A 17,344-nucleotide genomic window follows, 5' to 3' on the forward strand; every position below is an offset into this window, starting at 1 on the left:
AATCCTTTTTTTCGCCGTTTTTGGCAAATGGGGCAGAAATGGGGCAGGATTTAAGATTTTCTTTTTTTAGCATCAAGTAACCCTCCAAATGTTTCTGCAGCTGTTTGATCGGCTTCTCTAAATACATGACCGTATACATTCATTGTTGTTCCGATATCAGCATGTCCAAGTCTTTCTTGAATGATTTTCGCATGAACTCCGTTAGCTATTAAAAGTGTTGCTGATGTATGCCTTAAATCGTGGAATCGTATATGGTCTAATTCGTGATTCTTAACAAAAGCAGTCCAGCGATGCCCAATTGAATCTGGCCGTTTTGGTTTTCCGTTACGGTTTGAAAATATGAACGAATGTTCAGGCCAAACTATCTCGTCAGAGGTCATATCACGATCTTTAAATTTTTGTGCCTTGAAGCGAGCAATTAAACTTTTTAGTGATTCGGGATATGAAACTATTTTATCCTTACCGTTTTTTAGTTCTTTTTTGATGGTTACTCCAATACCTGGCTGCTCAACAATCGTTTGCTCAAATAATATTGTTCGTTTCTTAGTATCGATATGTTTCCATTCTAATCCAGCAATTTCTCCTTGGCGTGCACCAGTCATAATTGCGATGCTGATAAGTAGCTGCCATTCTAAATTTTCCTTTTTTAATGCATCAAACAGTTTCTCTAAAGCTTTTTGGTCGTAAACCTTTTGTACTTTCTTAGGGGGCTTTTTGACTTGCACACCATTACAGGGGTTAGATTTTAATACATTCCATTTTACAGCACAAGTGAATAATGAACGTAGAACACCCATTGTATTTTTGATTGTATAGACAGACAGACCGTCTTGTTCCAACTTATCCATAAATGCGAGTATATGCATCGTTTTTATTTTTACAAGCTTAGAACCGCCCAATTGGGGCAAAATAGTGCGTGTTAGAAGTGATGAATATAGTTCTTGTGTAGTAGGGGATAAGTTTTTGTTAACATGTTGTTTTAAAAAGTCCTCACTGAACGCCGAAAATGTAACGTTTGTTGTTTCAGTGTAGTCATCTGCCTCAAGGTCAGCGATAAATAGAGCTAACTCTTTTTTTGCATCGGTTTTGTTTGTTGATTTTGCCATCTTGGATCGCCTTATCGGGTTCCCAACTTCGTTATAACCAACGGTGACCCGCATACGGAATCCGTTTCCTCGCTTTTCTATAGATCCGAACATATAAAACTCCTCCTTTTGAGTAATCTTAATTTAGCATTGGTTTTTTGTATCTGATGCTCAACGTAGATTAATGTGTTATAATCAAACTCTAATCAATCTAATTTGGTGGGTGAGCTAGATGGATAAAATAATTTCACAATTTGTAACAATAGCAATGACTTTGATAACACTTGGAATGCCAGGCTTTTTTAGCTTTTGGTTAATGGATAAAGTAGGAATTATTACAGATAATCCTCATAAAGCTGATAATAAAAAAATACTCCTTGTTATTCTTTCGATCGTAAACACATTTATACCAATTGTAATTCTCTGTTACTATTTCAATGTGTCCACATTATCAGAATTAGTACCGAAAATTGATAGTGTATCTTTGTTGTTTCTAACCGTCATTGGTTCTTTAGTTATTAGTTTTATCCTAGTGTTATTTTATGGTGGGATTAAAAAATTAATTTATTATTTGATCAATGTTTATTTGAAAATAAATGGTCGAGCAACCAACTCTAAGTATTCAGGATATAAAACAGCACTTACAGATGATTGCCCGAAAATTATTTTCATTGAAGATATGAGTACTGGCAGATTAACTACCTCAGGTCCAGTAATAGAAGTAACAGAATCAGAGTATGAACCGCTTCATTTTTTACTTGGACAAATGGATCCGCAATTAACATATATTGATACTACTGATAAGTTATTAGCATATATAGAATACAATAATAGTACAGTTTCTTATCAAAAGTATGTAGATGTTGAAAAGAAAATTATTATCCATGTTATAAAAATGAAAGAACAACCTCTATCCGAATAAATTATTTCTGTGTAGTGCTAGGTTTTTGTGGCGGTGGTGGTGGAAACATGCCAGGGGTTACTGACTTAGGTGCAACATCTTCACGAAATTCAGATGGTGTTCGATGTGAAGGTGTTGGCTTATTATTAGATGTATTTGTCATTTTTAATATCCTCCTTTCTATGATAAAATGGGTATAATAAATAGCCCTGAGTTAGAGGTATTTATGGGAACGCACTCTTGGCGGGGGGCGTTCTATTTATTTAGGGTTAGGACCGGTTATAAATATTCTACGATATATTTTAATCTTCTGTGATGCCAATTTTTTCGATTAAATAATCATTGATTTTATCAGCATCGTTTTGGTTATCTGTTACTTTTTTTGCCTCCCTTTGGATTACCTCCTTGATGCTGCTATTTATTAGCTGATATTCTGTATTACTTATTTCCCGGGAGTATTTTACAGCGTTCTTTGGTATGGACGCCACTGATACATTTGTATAAAAGAGTAAGTTACTTTCTTTTTTTTCGTCTTTGGACATTCCTTTGCCTAAGGTTCCTTGTAGCTCAGAAGCAGAATCCACAATCTTATTTACACTGTCCACATCATCTTTTTCAATACTGAATGTGTCTAATAATGAATATAGATTCCTAGCTTCTTCTTCGAATTTGGTTACATTTGAATAATCTGAAGTACTTAACTCGACACCTGCATATGTTTTCGAATCATTTCCACAAGCGAATAATACAAGTGCTGGTATTAAAAGAATGGATAATATCAATCCCTTTTTCAAATAAAACTCCCCTTTATATAATATAATTTAAACTCCATTCTATTATATAGTTTCCAATATCATACATCAAGGCTATTTTGCTGAGCTAAAAACTTGTTCCACTCTTTAGAATGATCTGCTGCTATCTTGTTATAGTTCAGTGCATCTTCGTCAAGGGGAGTAAATTCGTTCAGAGCCTCTAAAGCATGCAAAACTTTGGTTGTTCGATTAACTCTTTGTTGAGCCTCTTCATGATACCCTTCGAGGAATTCAGAATATGCAAGTAGGTGATGGGCGGTAACTCGTGAAATTTCTACTTGATGCAGTCGTGCGAGCTTTTCGGCTTCAATTAAATGTGGCTTACTTCTTAAAGGTACTCCACCTAAAATATAGTGTCTGGCGCAATTTAGAAGAAATGAAATCTTGAACAGATGGATCTGAGGATAATTATCATATTTTTTTAGCTCTTCGGTTGCTCTAACAATTACTTTTTCTGCATGATCGACAGGGAATGTATAGAAAATCTTTGTAATAAGGTATATATCATTGTGGTACCAAACCTCTTGCATTGCTATCCGTTCCCAAATGTCTTTGGCCTCTTGGCTTTCAATATCAAAAGTTTGTTTTCTATTGATTTCTACAGAGATACTGAGAACATGTCTTAAGGATTCAGCAAAAGGATCATTGGCTCGTGATAAATATTCATCATATTTTGCGATTAAACTAAGCAGAAAAGGCTCATTTAATGATTGTTTTTGTTCACGAAATAGCTTGAATAGATGGTCTCGTTCTACGAGTTTAAAATCATTCTGAATATAGAAAAATTCAAGGACATTAATATCAAGTTCTTGTAAGATATCCATAAATATCTCAACAGAAGGTATTCGCCCCCTTTCGATATTTGCTAGAGAGCTTTGTCTAACACTAGACATATTTTTTTGCTTAATATTTTTATTTATTCGGATTTCCCGAATTGTCTCACCAAATGTTTTCACAAAAAAACCTCCTTTTTATTCGGATTAGAATATTTTTTTTGTATTTCTGGGAATTCATAGTATACTATTACTAATAGTAAGGAGGTGTTACATAATGAAAAAAGTTAAAGTTATTAATTTCTTTGTCGCTGTAGTGGTTGTCATTGCACCACTTATTCACATCAACGTCGGAGGATAATGTAAGCGCACTAAAAAGAACGAAGGCTATACTTTCCCAATCCCGACAGATTGTGTAAAGAAAGATAGACTTCGAACACACAACCAGTCTACCATAAAATATAAAAAATTAAAGAGATATGTGGGTAATGGATGATTAAAATTATAGTCTTACAGGAGTGAAGTTGGATGGGGCAAAAATATAAATTACTGTTAGAACATGCAAAGAGTAACAAAGGGCATTATCAAAATGTAATAGCATTGATCGATGAAGATAGAGATAGTTTAGATGAATTATTAGAAGCTGGGTATACGGAAAAGGAAGCTTTTAAAACATTTTATTTATTGAATGGTGAGCTTCTATCCAAATTAACTAATATAAATAATATTTGAGTACTACCGCCCTTATGGGCGGTTTTTTATTTATCAGATTTTTGATTTTCTATTGATTGTATCAGTTGTCTTATTGATTCTGCGAAGTCAGGGTTTTCTTCAATATAGTTAGCGATTTCCCTAGTTGATGTAGAGTATGTTTTATTCGGACTGTCATTTCGTTCTTCATCTGGAATCCGTTCTCGTGGTACATCATATCCCATTAGCCAAGGTTCGCTTACGCCGAGGGTTTTGGATAGCAAAAATATCCTATCTTGATCAGGTGATTGTACCCCAGTCACGTATTGTGACAAAGTACTTTTACTCATCTTAATATCTAATTCATTTTGGTAAGGTAATGATTTCCTCAGTATGTCAACTTGCTTTAAACCACGCTCTCTCATTATTTCTTTTAGTCTCTGAGAAGTGTTAGTAGCTTTCATTGTTACACCGCCTTTAAAATTATTATATGCCATATTGAATAAAAGTTCAATATAAAAATTCATATTGCGTGAACTTTTTTGTTGACTCAGTTCATCTTTGATGATATTCTTGAAATATAAAGTTCACAATACGTGAACAGGAAGGGGTGTTAAAATGAGTTACGATTACTCTGTTTTATCGGGGGAAATCATTGAGAAGTTTGGTACGCAATATAACTTTGCAACGGCTATGGGGCTTTCCGAGCGGAGCATTTCATTAAAGCTAAATGGCAGAGTTCCTTGGAAAGATGAGGAAATGTCGAAAGCGATGCAGCTTCTTGAGGTAGATATATCGTTTGTAGCTAAATATTTTTTTTACCCCAAAAGTTCATGAATCATGAATTTTTGAATTATAGCAGAACTCTTAAAAGGCATATCGGTATTTTAATGGAAACATTGGATGTTAATAAAACAGCGGTCTGATTTTAGCTCAGACTGAGTATGCAGTCACATTATTTTTAGGAGGTCTTAAAGGGTAAACAAAATTCAAGTGACAGATACTATTGATACACTTGAAGAAGAAGAAGACCAAAATATAGCTAAATTAGTTAATGAAATAAAGAAGGCTTGCGATACATCAAAATAAATAAAGCCCTCTATCTGGCAGACAAAGAGCTTTACTTGAAAAGACTTTATGTGTAGTTAAATACCTGTTAAACGGTCAAGCAATCCTTTTTGATCTTTTAAATACTCATCATATTGTTCTCGTGTTGCTCCAACAACATAAGAAGTCGAGTAATAAGCTTGACTGTTAGTAATATCAGTTAGTTTTGGCCCTACACTAATAAGTAACCATCCTTTTTCAAGATAACTATTCGTAGAGTTATCAGCACTATCATCATTTAATTCTAGTACGAATACAATTTTTGAATAATCCATTATGTATCACCTCGCTTTATAGGATGATTATATCACAAACGGTTGTGCCAATTGTAAATATCAGGGGGGAATAGTAGGGAAGATAACAAACTGTCAGATATAAAGCTTTCATTTAGAAATAAAGAAGTGTTAGTACCACCTGCTGATTTTTACCGAGTGTTTATCGCAACTGGGGTGTATGCATACCTAAAAGAAAATTACAACTTTGAAAATGAGGAAATTAGCAAGATTACCAAAATCCTCATTAGCGTGATTAGCGAATAGATTTAGACAGTCTCCCTAAAGCTTTCATATTTTCTTCTTGCTTTTGCTTAGAAGTAGTTTTATGTTGTTCGTCAGCAAGTGTAAAAGCATTTTTGTATAGCTCTAACTTATCTTCTACCGACAATGAAGGGGACGAAGAGTTTACTACAGCAATCGCAAATTGTTCTGGATTGATTTTCATATGTAATCACCTCGCTTTCTAAGGTGATTATACCACAGGATGTAGCGTTAGATACAAATATTAGGAGGTGATTATATATGTATGCTGTTAAGGCGACTAAACGAGTCATCGTTATAAGACCACGAAAAGCGCTGAGAGCTGAGGAAGCAGCTGAGTTTTTAGACATTGGAATGAGTTCCTTATATAGATATGCCCGAGCTGGCATTATACCTGGTCGTAAGATTGGAACAGATTGGAGATTCAGCAAACTAGCGCTTGAAAAATGGCTAGATGCACAAGTGAAGGAGGAAAACGATTGACGGTATTTGCGATAGTTTCATTATCAACATTGTTCATTATTCCAATCGTGGTAATCAGCCACGGCGACAATAAAACGGGGGAGTGAGTGAAATTGGCAGAAAAACAGCTAGTACTCATAAAAAAAACACATTTATGTGACTTCAAAGTCACGATCTACAAGAAATCACGCTGGGTTTCCATGGAAACGTATCAAGGGGAGCATAACCAAAGTTATCACCAATGCCATCTTAAGAAAACAGGCTCTCGGACCATTCGGGGTTACATTAGAAGATTAATCAAGGAAGGTTATGTAGTTGATGTGTCATGTTGACATTACACCAAGTGTTCGAGTGTATCGTAGTGTCTTATGCTGCAGTATGCATGATAGAGACAGTAAAACAGACTGTTAACGAAATCAAACAAACAGGATTTGAAGCTTGGTACTTCAAAAATAGAGAATAAAGGAGCAAACAAAATGATATTAGGGAAGCAGTTTTTCATTGTGACAAAGATAGGGATTGAAGGTTGGGCCGAACTAAAAGATGCAGGCATGTATCTGATCGAGTGGATTGAGAAACCAGGTATTAACTTGATGGAAAGAAGTAGAACATTCCCAACACAAGACGTAATCGACAATTTAGAAAATGGTACATGGAGTTTAAGGGGATATCGTGGGTATTCTGCTGAGATGAAAGCGCATGTTAGTAGCCTAGGGTATAGCTGGCTGGATCGTCGTAATTTTACATTTACACAATCGGGAGAAGGCAGTATAGGTATTGTAATCGACGGTAAGGGGTTGGTTGAATGTGCGGATTTGGATGATGTAGTGGAGCATTTGTGGTTTTTTGATTACATTTCGAAGGAGGAGAAAACAGCTATGACATTTGAAAAAGGTAAGGATTTTGTATTTATTAGAGTATCATCTGCACAAATTGGGAAAGCTACATTTAACGAAGAAACGGGTGGGTATCATTTCGAAACAAGAGGTGCCGAATTTGTTGGATTTACGCCACTAAGATCACATAATGACTTGGATATAGACCAAGTAGAAAATGAGTTCAAAATGGGTTTTATAGAGGTTGTTGGAATTGAACAGTGGGATTTTGTGAATGTTATTGATGAACTATCGATGAAGATAGGAATACCTACTAAAGAGTATTTGCTTGGGAAAAGGTTGGAGAGAGAAAAAGTGGCAAGCATAAGCGAATTAAGCGCGTTGCAAGTTAAAAACGCGACATTTCACTTTAAAAGAAAGCTTAAAGCTTTAGAAGAAACGCTAAAAAAATAGACTCATGCGCTAACATGAGTCCGGATGTGATACACACCAAATATAACTTATTTATAGTGTATATCACATCCTCCAATTACGCAAGGTTTTGGGGATTTTTCTAGTGATTCTAAGGGAAGGAGGCCATATCATGATGGAGGGATGGATAAAATTACACCGATCAATAATTGAGAGTGACACATATAACTGTCTGTCATTACATCAAAAAATAATCATGATTGAGTTACTTTTACGAGCGAATCACACCGACAATTATTGGTTTGATAAACGACGTGGTGAGAAGGTCGAAGTAAGGCGTGGACAGCTTATAACGAGCGTTCAAACAATCGAAAATGACTGGTTTTCTCGTGATAAAGAAGTCACAACGAAGAAAGTAAGAACGACATTAGATAAATTAAAAAAACTTGATTTTTTGGCAATCGAAACGACAAACAGTTATACCCGTCTAACCATTTGCAAATACAACGATTATCAAGTGTCAGATATTGAAAAGGGCAAACAAGACGACACCCAAAGGGCAATCAAAGGGCAAGCCGAGGGCAACCAAAGGGCAACAAACAAGAATGTAAAGAATGTAAAGAAGAAAAAGACACCTCAGAAAATAGAATTTACTGAGGAGCATTTACAACTTGCTTATTACTTTTTTGATCGCATCTTAGAAAATTTACCAGAGAAAAAGCCCCCTAATTTCGAAAAATGGGCCGATACGATTCGTTTAATGATGAATGATGGGCGTACAAACAAACAAATTAAATGGTTGATGACTTGGGTTCAGCAAGATGATTTCGAAATGGCTAATGTGCTATCGCCTACGAAATTAAGGGCAAGGTTTGATAGCTTGGCGTTAAAGGCGAAGAAGGAACACGAGAAGAAGCAAACTAGTAATACCAGTAAGCAGGAAGCCACCAGACGACTACTTGAGGAAGGTGAGGATTTATGACAAGGAAAGAGGCAATCGAATTATTGCTATTAATAAACGATACTTACAAAGATTTCGAGTTGGATGCAACAAAAAAAGAAAACTGGATCAGTGTATTAACTAAAGGCGATTTTAAACGGAGTAAAGCAGCGTTGCTTAAATACATCCAAACGAAGCCATATATACCAGCAATTGCGAACTTTTTTATACCTATTAACCAAGATGTTGAGAAAACAAAGGCGTATCTTGACAAAATGAAGCAGTATCAACAAGAAGCAGTAACGATGCCTAGTCTTGAAGAGTCGGCACTACCAGATGACTTAAAAGCAGAGATTAAAGCCTATCAAGAAAAGAAGGCATCACGACAAATAGTGCCACTTAATGCAGAACAACAAGAGATTGCAAGACAAAACAACTTGAACAAAATTGCTGAACTCAAAGAAAAAGGAGGTATTTAGGCATGAGTATACAAGTGAAAATTGAAGCCGAAACCTCGGTTTTAGGTGCTGTTTTTTTACAACCAGATTTGATTCACTCGATAGCACTATTGCCTGAACACTTCACTGACGCTAAGAATAGACAGTTATACACAGTGATGCAAGCTTTAAAAAATGAAGGCATCGTTATTGATCCCGTGACAATGTTTTCTAAACTAACAAATGCCGAGGCGTTGAAGTATATGACGGACTTAGCAGGGAGTTGCCCAACGGCAGCGCATTATCAGTATTACGAAAAAATAGTGTTAGATGAATATGAAAAAATGATCGTCATGCAAGCTGCTAAAAAGTTTATCGAAACAAAAGACGAACAATCAATGGGTGAACTAGTAGAAAAAGCACGAGAAGTAAGATCATACGATGTTAAGGACCAAACAACCCAAAACGAAGATATGCTAGAAATCTATAACTCAATGTACGAATACCAGGGCCCTCTAAATGGTGAGCTAAGTTCAGGATATCCAGCTTTAGATAATGTGGTCGGAGGCATGAAAGCATCTGATTTGATTATTATTGCAGGTCGCCCATCGATGGGGAAAACAGCTTTTGCGGTCAATGTTGCAATTAACATCGCCAAAAATGCGGCTGCAGATAAGAAAGTAAATCCAACAGGCGGGTTAAAGCAAGTGGATGTATTCAGCCTAGAAATGCCAAGGAAATCACTATTACAACGAATGATCAGCAGCATTGGCAATGTAAGAAGTGAGGTTTGGCATGATCCATATCATGTACTAGACACGGTGAAGGGTAATATTATTCAAGCTCAAGGCGTTATATCTGGTCTTGATCTTCACATTGATGATAATAGCAGTGTTGGTGTCAGTGACATTGAGCGCCGAATAAGAGAAGTTCGAGCAAGTAATAAAGTATCAAAACACGTTATTGTGATCGATTACCTGGGTTTAATGAAATTACCAGAGAAAGAGCGTCATGATCTATCAATCGGGAAGCTTACCGGTGGACTAAAATTATTATGCAAAAAGTATAATGTAACAATCATCTTACTATCTCAATTATCACGTGGCGTGGAACAACGACAAGATAAGCGACCCATGTTATCCGATTTACGAGATTCGGGGAGTATTGAGCAAGATGCGGATGTTGTGATGTTGCTGTATAGGGATGATTATTATAATCGGGACACAGATGCAGAGGGATTGGTTGAGGTCATCGTTGCTAAAAATCGTAATGGGGCAATTGGTACCGTTCAATTGGCTTTTGTGAAGGAACATAGTAAATTCTTAAACCTCGAGCTGCGTTTGGCGGAGGCGAAGTGATGATTGAAGCCATTTTTACGAAGTCTGGCAAGGTGAAGAAATATGCACCAAGGCAATTTGAATGCACAGAATGTGGAAACATACCACCAACTAGAGAAGCGCTCAATTCGTCTTATTGTAATTTTTGCGGTGGCAACTACGTCATTAGACAAATCTATAAAAATTGGAAACAAGAAAAGGAGAACGCTGCTAATGAAATCAGGAAAGAAGCCGAATAAAAAGCAGTCCATTTTTATTAAAGAGAACGGAATAAATCCCGATAATTGGTTCATCTATAAAAATACCAGTGAAGCCATGCATTTAGTGCATCGCTATGTGGGAAAACGGACACATAAAATTCCAAAGTGAGGTGCGACATGATACGAGAACAACGAAGGGAAAAGGCGAAAGCGATAATTGAGGAAATCAATAAACTAGTCGATTTGCATGATAAGACAAAAAGTTTTCGATCTTGTGAAGTCAAGGGATGTAAATTGTGCGCTCAAATAAAAAAATTAGGCAACGATTTAAATGAGGTCCAAAATAAGCTCAGTCCAGAACCAGGGGAAGAAGTTCCGGCCCTTTCATCACGAACCATTGATGAGTATTTGGATTTAGAAGAAATGTGGACAGACACACAAATTAGCGAAATGTGGGCGATAACCAAAAAGGCATTGAGCCTTTGGAAAAAGGAACAAGGACTTTTTAGGGCAGAATCAAAACCACTTACCATGACGATCGCCGAATATCTGGCATACAAACAGGATGGTTTATCTGATAAAAAAATAGCAGCCAGATTAGGTGCCACAAATGCTCAAATCACACGGTTTAAAGAAAAATACAACTTGAGCTCTAAAATCTATGACTACGGCTATAACGGTAAGTATTGATGGAGTTTGTAGGAACGATTAAATCCATCACTTACCCAGATAATCATACGAGACTAATACTTGATATCGATGAAAAAGTAAGCCCGGCGATAATATCACGCCATACAGCGGGAATTGCACCACAGGTTGGTGTTGAATTTTTTGATAATCGAAAAATATCGGCAGATCAGAGGCGAAAAGCATTCGCGATAATGACCGAGATAACGAGACATTTTTATAACGAGAATTATAGTTCAGAACTTCGGCTAGTCAGTCCAAGTTTTGCTGATGATCGTAAATCAGTTGAAACAGCATTAAAAGCGTCTTTCGCAACATATAAAAACATTGAAGCGTACAGCTTAGCAAGCAGTGATATGACGACAGCAAGGGATTTTATCAATTTTTTAATTGAATTTTGTTTCATGTTTGATGTTCCATTTCATGAAAAAGAGCGCTTTTTGGGCGAAGATATACAGTTTTTCTTGTATATGTGCTTGAAATATCGTAAGTGTGCTATAACCGGCAAAGCTGGATCAGATGTGCATCATATCGACGCGGTGGGTATGGGGCGTAACCGGAATAAAGTAGACAGCACCCAATTTCGTTTTATCTGCTTATCACGAGAAATGCACAACTTAGTACATCAAATCGGATGGAATAAATTTAGTTCCATGCACAAGGTTGGGGCCATTAAATTAAATGAAAAAGGACTCAAAGAATGCCGCATAAAAACACAGCCAGTTTCAGGCTTTTATATAGATATTGACGAAAATTAGGAGGATGAACATGAGTACAATCAATCTATCAGGTATGGCAGGTGGAGCAGTTCAAGAACGATTTGCCGAAGAATTGGACAAGGTGTTAGAAAACATTAATGACCCGAATACGGACCCGTTGAAAGCTAGAAAAATCACAGTCACGGTGACGGTCAAGGGGAATGAAGAACGTGATATGGCGAATGTGGACATTCAAGCCAAATCGACATTGCAACCAGCCAAGGCGCTTACTACCCGTGTTGTATTTGGAGAAGATGCAGGTAAAGTTGTAGGTGAAGAATTGCTCTCTGGACAAAAAGGACAAACCTTTTTAGATCCGGATGACGATATGAAGCTGAAAACAGATACAGGGCAGCCAATTCCAGAAAATCAAAACGTAGTCAATATGAAAAAAGCCTAAGCAACCTAAATATATTATAAGAATGGGAGATAGAAAATTATGAATAATCAAAAAGAAGCGTTGGAATATGTGGCACAGTTGGCACAAAAAGAAGTAAAAGAAATTAATGGCCGTAAATATGCCACGGGTGATTTGCAATTAGTAGCAGATGCCAGAGCGGCAGCGTTTGAATTGCATACACTAACTGGAATCGTGAACTATGTACAATCCAATGTGGATGCTATAAAAGGTCCTGTTGTTGTGCATGTGTTTGGGCCAGAGAAAGTTTCGGTATTTAGCCCACTAAACAATGATCGTAAACGGGAGGAGTTTGTGCGGGCAGAAGCTATTATTCCAGAGTTTAGGTTCGATCATTTTTATGACAGTGATACATTCAATATTAAGATGCAGGCGCTTTTCCTAGAAAGCGACGAGAAAACAGCTATTTTAGGACTTGTTGGAAATATCCAAGAAGAAAATGTTCGGAACACATCAAGTGATGGTACTAGTCAGACAGTTGTTGCAAGATCGGGCATTACAAAAGTAGAAAATGTGACGGTTCCAAACCCAGTAAGCCTGAGACCATATCGGACTTTTGCGGAAATAGATCAGCCAATTAGTAAGTTTGTGTTGCGCATGAAAGATGGCCCAAGCATCGCCCTTTTTGAAGCGGATGGTGGAGCATGGCAAAATATCGCAATTCAAAACATTGAAAAATATCTAGTGCGTGAACTTGACGACTTAATACAAGAAGGCCGAGTACACATTATAGCGTAATAATGAGAGGGCGGCATACGCCCTCAAAGAAGGAGGTTAGGTAATTGAGACGAATATTGAACTATCCAGGAAGTAAATGGCGATTAGCCGATTGGATAATAGAAAACATGCCCCCACATGAAACATACCTAGAACCCTTTTTTGGGAGTGGTGCCGTTTTTTTCAATAAAGCAAAGAGTAAAGTGGAAACTATAAACGATCTGGACGGGCGTATAGTAAACATGTTTCAAGTTATGAGAAATGATCCAGAGAAATTGGCAGCGGTGATAAATGCCACTCCATATGCTAGAGCAGAGTATGAATTAAGTTTATTTATTGCAAATGATCCAGTAGAAGATGCGCGCCGAATGCTTGTACGTTGTTGGTTCTCGATAGGTGGCAAGACACATAGCAAGTCGGGATTTAGAAAGTTAGTTTCGGCAAATGGCCCATACGTGGTACAGGATTGGGCTAGGATGCCAGAAACGATTATAGAGGCAGGAAACAGATTGAAAGAGGCACAAATTGAGAACATAAACGCATTGGACCTATTGCAGCAACATAACCGGCCTGAAATATTGATTTATGCTGACCCGCCGTATTTACCAAGTACACGAGGCGGGAAACACTATTCACATGAATACACCGAACAAGATCATAGGGACCTGTTAGAAGTATTGAAAGATCATGAAGGACCGGTATTACTTAGTGGCTATGAAAGTGATTTGTACAAAAATATGTTGAGTGGTTGGATTGTAAAAGAAAAATCAACAACTGTACTTCATGGCGCAACACGGAACGAAATTTTATATATAAACAAAGTTGCAGAGCAGGGAATCAAGCAAGAATTGAAAGAAAAAATGGAACAAATTAATTTATTCGAGGAGGAAACACAATGAGTCATTTTACAGTAGCTGTAATAACCAAAACAGGAACACCCGAGGAAGTCGATAATCTTTTAGGCCCTTTTGATGAAGAAATCGAGGTGCCGCACTATACTACAAAAGCAGATATCATAAAAAAAGGCCGAGCATCCATTGAATCCTATAAAAATGGAACATATCAGGAATACTTAAATAATCCTGAAAAGTATTTGTCTGAGTGTAACAATGAACGCCATATTAACTATATATCTATTGAATTTCCAAAAAAATTGGAATGGACAGATGAAGAAGTATATGCAGAAGAAATTAAATGGGCAGAGGAAGAAAATATAAAAGATGATGGATCAGTATTTTCAAATTATAACCCTAAATCAAAGTGGGATTGGTACCAAATCGGCGGACGTTGGAAAAACATGCTGATTTTAAAGAATGGTGGAGTTGCAGACACTGCCAAAATTGAAAACATTGATCTGTCAAAAACAAATAAGACTTTTGCGCTACTAACGCCAGAAGGAGAATGGTATGAACGCGGAAAAATGGGATGGTGGGCAACTGTAACAGATAAGAATAACAATTACAGTGAGGAATACACCAAGTTGCTACTAGAAAATCAAGACTGCTTTATTACAATAGTCGATTGCCACATCTAATTACAAGATTCGAAAGGTGGAATTGCAATGAAAATTGAGCAGCGATTTAATATTAATAACGGCATTAAAGTAAAACTGACGGATGCCGGTGTTCAACATTTTATAGATTTTTATAAAAATGAACCTTACCACCGAGTATGTACCCCTGATATTGATGCAGAGGGATACACAAAGTTTTCAATGTGGATGTTAATGAAAATATATGGCTCACAAATGAATATTGGAAGTTGGGAGTTGCCATTTGAAACTAATGTATTTGTTGAAATAGAACAACAGAAGCCAGAATATTACGTGCGATTAACTGCTCCGGAAATAAATATTTTTTCGAAGTATGTTGATAAACGTCTAGAGTTACTTGAAAAAGAGAAGCAACGAATGATGAAAGCAGTGGAATTTCGTGTGAAAATTGGCGATTTGTATTTCGTTAGCTGGGGCGAAGATGGCACACAACCAACATTCACACTTGACGACATGTTAGGTGCGTTAGATAGAGCGCGGAAGTTCGACAGCCAAGAGGAAGCAAATGAAATCGCTAAAATATTTGGCGGCGTGGCAGTGCCAGTTGAGGAGGGTGAAGGATGAAACAAACAGGAAATCAAATAATTAAAAATATACGTGATTCATGGTTTAAGGACCATGTGGCGACGGTAACGGGATTTGACGGAATAACGATAATAAAATGGAGAAACCCAAAATGCTTTCAGTATCACATGGAATATATTTTGAGAGATCATAATTTGTTTATTAGTGGAGACATTGGTTCAGCTGTTTATAATTTGACATGGCAAGCTAAATTAGGGAGTTTCAAAAATATTAATGTTGGCTATTTCACTGAAAAACTAGCGTGTTCAGAGCGTGATAAATACGATTACGATGATTTTGAAGAAGGAACAAAACGATTTATCAATGAACATTTTTATGATGATATGAAAGAGCATAAAGAAGAATTAGAAGAAATCAAACAAGAACTGTCAGATCCAAGTTATTATGGCGAATTTGGGCCATTTGAAGCGTGGCTTAGAGCTGAGGAGGTATCATCGAAAATCGAACTAGATGGTGAGCTTGGAGAGTGTTATAGTCGCGAGGTTAGAAGTCTTAATGCTGTGTTTTATGCTTATCTGATTGGTTTACAGATGATTGAAGAACAAATACTAGATAAGGGGTGAGGCGTGATGACTAAAGTTCCTTATATTGTACAAGATGAGTTAACCGAGTTTAAGCGTATGTGCAAGAATGATGCGTATTTAATTACATGCTTATTCTTTGCAGTGCAAGGTGAATCGCAAGGAATAGCGTTTGCAAGTGGAACTGTGAGCTGGTGTAAACACGATAATAATTTGTATAATGCAGTGCGGTTTATCTTACATGGAGAGGAGGGCGAATGATGAATAAATGTCTGATAACCGTACACACAAAAAAAGGCACAGTATGCCAATGTAAAACTCCGAAAACACTGGAAGAATTGAAAAAAGACTACCGTACATTAAACGCTCAAGGGCACGTTAGTTTGATGGACGATAAGTCGCTAACTATAATACCTGTCAAGTCAATAGATACTATACGCATTGAAAAAATGGATGGTGATGTGCGATGAAACTAATTGCAACTGTATTATTCGACAATGGCACATTATCCAAATATACATCCGATTTCACAAGTGAGGACACAGATGTATTGGATGGGGTTATAGAAGTGGTTCAGGATATTTACCAAAACTCTGCAAATGGTTTTGTAACTATCCCAGGGGGACCAAACGAAGTTGGCACGCTTATAAATGTTGCGAAAACATCAGCAATTACATTTGAAGTCATTAAGGAGGGCGAGCATGAAAGTTAGGCAAACAATTGTCAACGAGTATGAAGCTGTTCAATACTTGTCCAATATGGCGACTGGCTGGGCGTATTTAGATGAATTGGTACGCTTCGCTGGTAAGAAACCTAGTCTTTTCCGTAAAAAAGGTAATGAAACCATTGAAGAAGCACTAAAACGTATTAAATCCGAAAACAGTTATTTGAGACCACGTTTTTTAAAAAAATATTATGAGCATGAAAATGGAAGAATCATAATAAACCCAAGACACAAAGCTATTTATATTTTTGAAGGTGATGAAATTAATGAGATTCGAAAAAGCTATTTAAAACTGCAGGGATATGAAATCATTGAGGAGGATATAGGAAAATGAAAACAAGTGAATTAAAAACAGCGGTGCATGATGAAGGCTTGGAATTGTGGATTTTAGAAAACTATATTGCCGTTGTGAATCCAGCAACTGGAACAGATATGGGTTTTGTAGACCGAAATAATCCGTATGTTGCGCAAGTCGAATCAGCCGCAGTTAAGGAATTAGACAAAACGACCAGAAAAAAACTAATTAAATTACTTTTCGATTATGGCATGACACCGTTAGAGGAACGAGAAGATATGGGGCGCTGAGGCATAAGATGAACAGACTTGATATAACAAAATTACCACCTGTTTCGAAAAGATGCGTATTTTGTAAAAGAAAAGAAGCTATGTATTTATGTGATTACCGATTTGGCTCACCAGGCATATGGTTTACAAGAGATTATAGATCGTTTGTGAAAACGAACTCGAATCTACCTGAATTTATAACATGTGATGCACCGATGTGCAGAGAATGTGTGGACGAAGTGAGTAACGAAATGCATATGTGTCCTGCACATAAAAATTTTATAACAAACG

General features: G+C 36.9%; 28 protein-coding genes. 22 read left to right on the plus strand and 6 right to left on the minus strand.

What is annotated here, in order from left to right:
- Positions 1-50: 50 nt before the first annotated feature.
- A complete protein-coding gene (locus EP58_RS06230; RefSeq protein ID WP_159106214.1) occupies positions 51-1,106 on the minus strand; it encodes a tyrosine-type recombinase/integrase in 1,056 nt (351 codons plus the stop codon).
- A 211-nt stretch (positions 1,107-1,317) separates the two neighbouring features.
- On the opposite strand from EP58_RS06230, the gene EP58_RS06235 reads away from it, so the two are divergent.
- Positions 1,318-2,007, plus strand: a complete 690-nt coding sequence (locus tag EP58_RS06235) for a hypothetical protein (protein WP_036091315.1) — start codon at positions 1,318-1,320, stop codon at positions 2,005-2,007.
- 281 nt (positions 2,008-2,288) lie between these two features.
- On the opposite strand, the gene EP58_RS06240 is transcribed toward EP58_RS06235, so the two are convergent.
- Both EP58_RS06240 and EP58_RS06245 read right to left on the minus strand, forming a co-directional pair.
- Positions 2,289-2,780, minus strand: a complete 492-nt coding sequence (locus EP58_RS06240) for a hypothetical protein (protein WP_036091317.1) — start codon at positions 2,778-2,780, stop codon at positions 2,289-2,291.
- A gap of 59 nt (positions 2,781-2,839) precedes the next feature.
- Positions 2,840-3,754: a helix-turn-helix domain-containing protein gene (locus EP58_RS06245; protein ID WP_036091319.1), complete on the minus strand. Its 915-nt coding sequence runs from the start codon at positions 3,752-3,754 to the stop codon at positions 2,840-2,842.
- Between the two features lie 345 nt (positions 3,755-4,099).
- On the opposite strand from EP58_RS06245, the gene EP58_RS06250 reads away from it, so the two are divergent.
- On the plus strand, positions 4,100-4,303 hold the full coding sequence (locus EP58_RS06250; protein ID WP_036079619.1) for a hypothetical protein: 204 nt from the start codon (positions 4,100-4,102) through the stop codon (positions 4,301-4,303).
- Positions 4,304-4,329: 26 nt separating this feature from the next.
- Here the strand turns inward: EP58_RS06250 and EP58_RS06255 are convergent, their stop codons facing one another.
- A complete protein-coding gene (locus EP58_RS06255) occupies positions 4,330-4,788 on the minus strand; it encodes a helix-turn-helix domain-containing protein (RefSeq protein WP_241433139.1) in 459 nt (152 codons plus the stop codon).
- 91 nt (positions 4,789-4,879) lie between these two features.
- Here EP58_RS06255 and EP58_RS06260 point away from each other — a divergent pair, with 91 nt between their 5' ends.
- The gene (locus EP58_RS06260) at positions 4,880-5,098 is read left to right on the plus strand and encodes a DUF739 family protein (protein ID WP_036079617.1); all 219 of its coding nucleotides are present in this window, start codon (positions 4,880-4,882) and stop codon (positions 5,096-5,098) included.
- 308 nt (positions 5,099-5,406) lie between these two features.
- On the opposite strand, the gene EP58_RS06265 is transcribed toward EP58_RS06260, so the two are convergent.
- Both EP58_RS06265 and EP58_RS06270 read right to left on the minus strand, forming a co-directional pair.
- Positions 5,407-5,643, minus strand: coding sequence for a hypothetical protein (locus EP58_RS06265; protein ID WP_036091321.1), 237 nt, complete (start codon positions 5,641-5,643; stop codon positions 5,407-5,409).
- Between the two features lie 253 nt (positions 5,644-5,896).
- Positions 5,897-6,088, minus strand: a complete 192-nt coding sequence (locus EP58_RS06270) for a hypothetical protein (protein WP_036091323.1) — start codon at positions 6,086-6,088, stop codon at positions 5,897-5,899.
- Positions 6,089-6,165: 77 nt separating this feature from the next.
- Here EP58_RS06270 and EP58_RS06275 point away from each other — a divergent pair, with 77 nt between their 5' ends.
- The 19 genes from EP58_RS06275 (at position 6,166) to EP58_RS06365 (ending at position 17,074) form a co-directional block, all read left to right on the plus strand.
- Positions 6,166-6,387, plus strand: coding sequence for a helix-turn-helix domain-containing protein (locus EP58_RS06275; protein ID WP_052171364.1), 222 nt, complete (start codon positions 6,166-6,168; stop codon positions 6,385-6,387).
- Between the two features lie 455 nt (positions 6,388-6,842).
- On the plus strand, positions 6,843-7,655 hold the full coding sequence (locus tag EP58_RS06280; protein ID WP_036079613.1) for a hypothetical protein: 813 nt from the start codon (positions 6,843-6,845) through the stop codon (positions 7,653-7,655).
- A gap of 130 nt (positions 7,656-7,785) precedes the next feature.
- Positions 7,786-8,595: a hypothetical protein gene (locus tag EP58_RS16940; RefSeq protein WP_052171365.1), complete on the plus strand. Its 810-nt coding sequence runs from the start codon at positions 7,786-7,788 to the stop codon at positions 8,593-8,595.
- Positions 8,592-9,032 (plus strand): hypothetical protein, encoded by a 441-nt coding sequence (locus EP58_RS06290; RefSeq protein ID WP_036091325.1) that lies wholly within the window; start codon positions 8,592-8,594, stop codon positions 9,030-9,032. Before EP58_RS16940 ends, EP58_RS06290 begins: the two co-directional genes overlap by 4 nt.
- A gap of 2 nt (positions 9,033-9,034) precedes the next feature.
- A complete protein-coding gene (locus EP58_RS06295; RefSeq protein ID WP_036091327.1) occupies positions 9,035-10,348 on the plus strand; it encodes a replicative DNA helicase in 1,314 nt (437 codons plus the stop codon).
- The gene (locus EP58_RS06300) at positions 10,348-10,566 is read left to right on the plus strand and encodes a hypothetical protein (RefSeq protein WP_036091328.1); all 219 of its coding nucleotides are present in this window, start codon (positions 10,348-10,350) and stop codon (positions 10,564-10,566) included. The genes EP58_RS06295 and EP58_RS06300 overlap by 1 nt, the downstream gene beginning before the upstream one ends.
- Positions 10,541-10,696 carry a DUF6906 family protein gene (locus tag EP58_RS17875; RefSeq protein ID WP_420912087.1) on the plus strand — a complete coding sequence of 52 codons (156 nt, stop codon included), beginning with the start codon at positions 10,541-10,543 and terminating at the stop codon, positions 10,694-10,696. The genes EP58_RS06300 and EP58_RS17875 overlap by 26 nt, the downstream gene beginning before the upstream one ends.
- Positions 10,697-10,704: 8 nt before the next feature.
- On the plus strand, positions 10,705-11,217 hold the full coding sequence (locus EP58_RS06305; RefSeq protein WP_036091330.1) for a hypothetical protein: 513 nt from the start codon (positions 10,705-10,707) through the stop codon (positions 11,215-11,217).
- A complete protein-coding gene (locus EP58_RS06310; RefSeq protein WP_052171366.1) occupies positions 11,217-11,972 on the plus strand; it encodes a putative HNHc nuclease in 756 nt (251 codons plus the stop codon). Before EP58_RS06305 ends, EP58_RS06310 begins: the two co-directional genes overlap by 1 nt.
- A gap of 10 nt (positions 11,973-11,982) precedes the next feature.
- Positions 11,983-12,372, plus strand: coding sequence for a hypothetical protein (locus EP58_RS06315; RefSeq protein ID WP_052171367.1), 390 nt, complete (start codon positions 11,983-11,985; stop codon positions 12,370-12,372).
- Positions 12,373-12,411: 39 nt separating this feature from the next.
- Positions 12,412-13,128 carry a hypothetical protein gene (locus EP58_RS06320; RefSeq protein WP_036091332.1) on the plus strand — a complete coding sequence of 239 codons (717 nt, stop codon included), beginning with the start codon at positions 12,412-12,414 and terminating at the stop codon, positions 13,126-13,128.
- A 44-nt stretch (positions 13,129-13,172) separates the two neighbouring features.
- The gene (locus EP58_RS06325; RefSeq protein WP_052171368.1) at positions 13,173-14,006 is read left to right on the plus strand and encodes a DNA adenine methylase; all 834 of its coding nucleotides are present in this window, start codon (positions 13,173-13,175) and stop codon (positions 14,004-14,006) included.
- Positions 14,003-14,641 carry a hypothetical protein gene (locus EP58_RS06330; RefSeq protein ID WP_036091335.1) on the plus strand — a complete coding sequence of 213 codons (639 nt, stop codon included), beginning with the start codon at positions 14,003-14,005 and terminating at the stop codon, positions 14,639-14,641. Before EP58_RS06325 ends, EP58_RS06330 begins: the two co-directional genes overlap by 4 nt.
- Before the next feature lie 27 nt (positions 14,642-14,668).
- Complete coding sequence (locus EP58_RS06335) at positions 14,669-15,223, plus strand: hypothetical protein (protein WP_036091337.1); 555 nt, start codon at positions 14,669-14,671, stop codon at positions 15,221-15,223.
- Positions 15,220-15,807 (plus strand): hypothetical protein, encoded by a 588-nt coding sequence (locus EP58_RS16945; protein WP_052171369.1) that lies wholly within the window; start codon positions 15,220-15,222, stop codon positions 15,805-15,807. Before EP58_RS06335 ends, EP58_RS16945 begins: the two co-directional genes overlap by 4 nt.
- Before the next feature lie 6 nt (positions 15,808-15,813).
- Positions 15,814-16,026, plus strand: coding sequence for a hypothetical protein (locus EP58_RS06345; RefSeq protein WP_036091339.1), 213 nt, complete (start codon positions 15,814-15,816; stop codon positions 16,024-16,026).
- A gap of 205 nt (positions 16,027-16,231) precedes the next feature.
- Entirely contained in the window at positions 16,232-16,477 is a 246-nt protein-coding gene (locus tag EP58_RS06355) for a hypothetical protein (protein ID WP_036091343.1), read from the plus strand.
- Positions 16,467-16,823: a hypothetical protein gene (locus tag EP58_RS06360; protein WP_036091346.1), complete on the plus strand. Its 357-nt coding sequence runs from the start codon at positions 16,467-16,469 to the stop codon at positions 16,821-16,823. Before EP58_RS06355 ends, EP58_RS06360 begins: the two co-directional genes overlap by 11 nt.
- Positions 16,820-17,074: a hypothetical protein gene (locus EP58_RS06365; protein WP_036091348.1), complete on the plus strand. Its 255-nt coding sequence runs from the start codon at positions 16,820-16,822 to the stop codon at positions 17,072-17,074. Before EP58_RS06360 ends, EP58_RS06365 begins: the two co-directional genes overlap by 4 nt.
- Positions 17,075-17,344 lie beyond the last annotated feature (270 nt).

The sequence above is a fragment of the Paenilisteria newyorkensis genome (assembly GCF_000766145.1).
Taxonomy (GTDB): domain Bacteria; phylum Bacillota; class Bacilli; order Lactobacillales; family Listeriaceae; genus Listeria_A; species Listeria_A newyorkensis.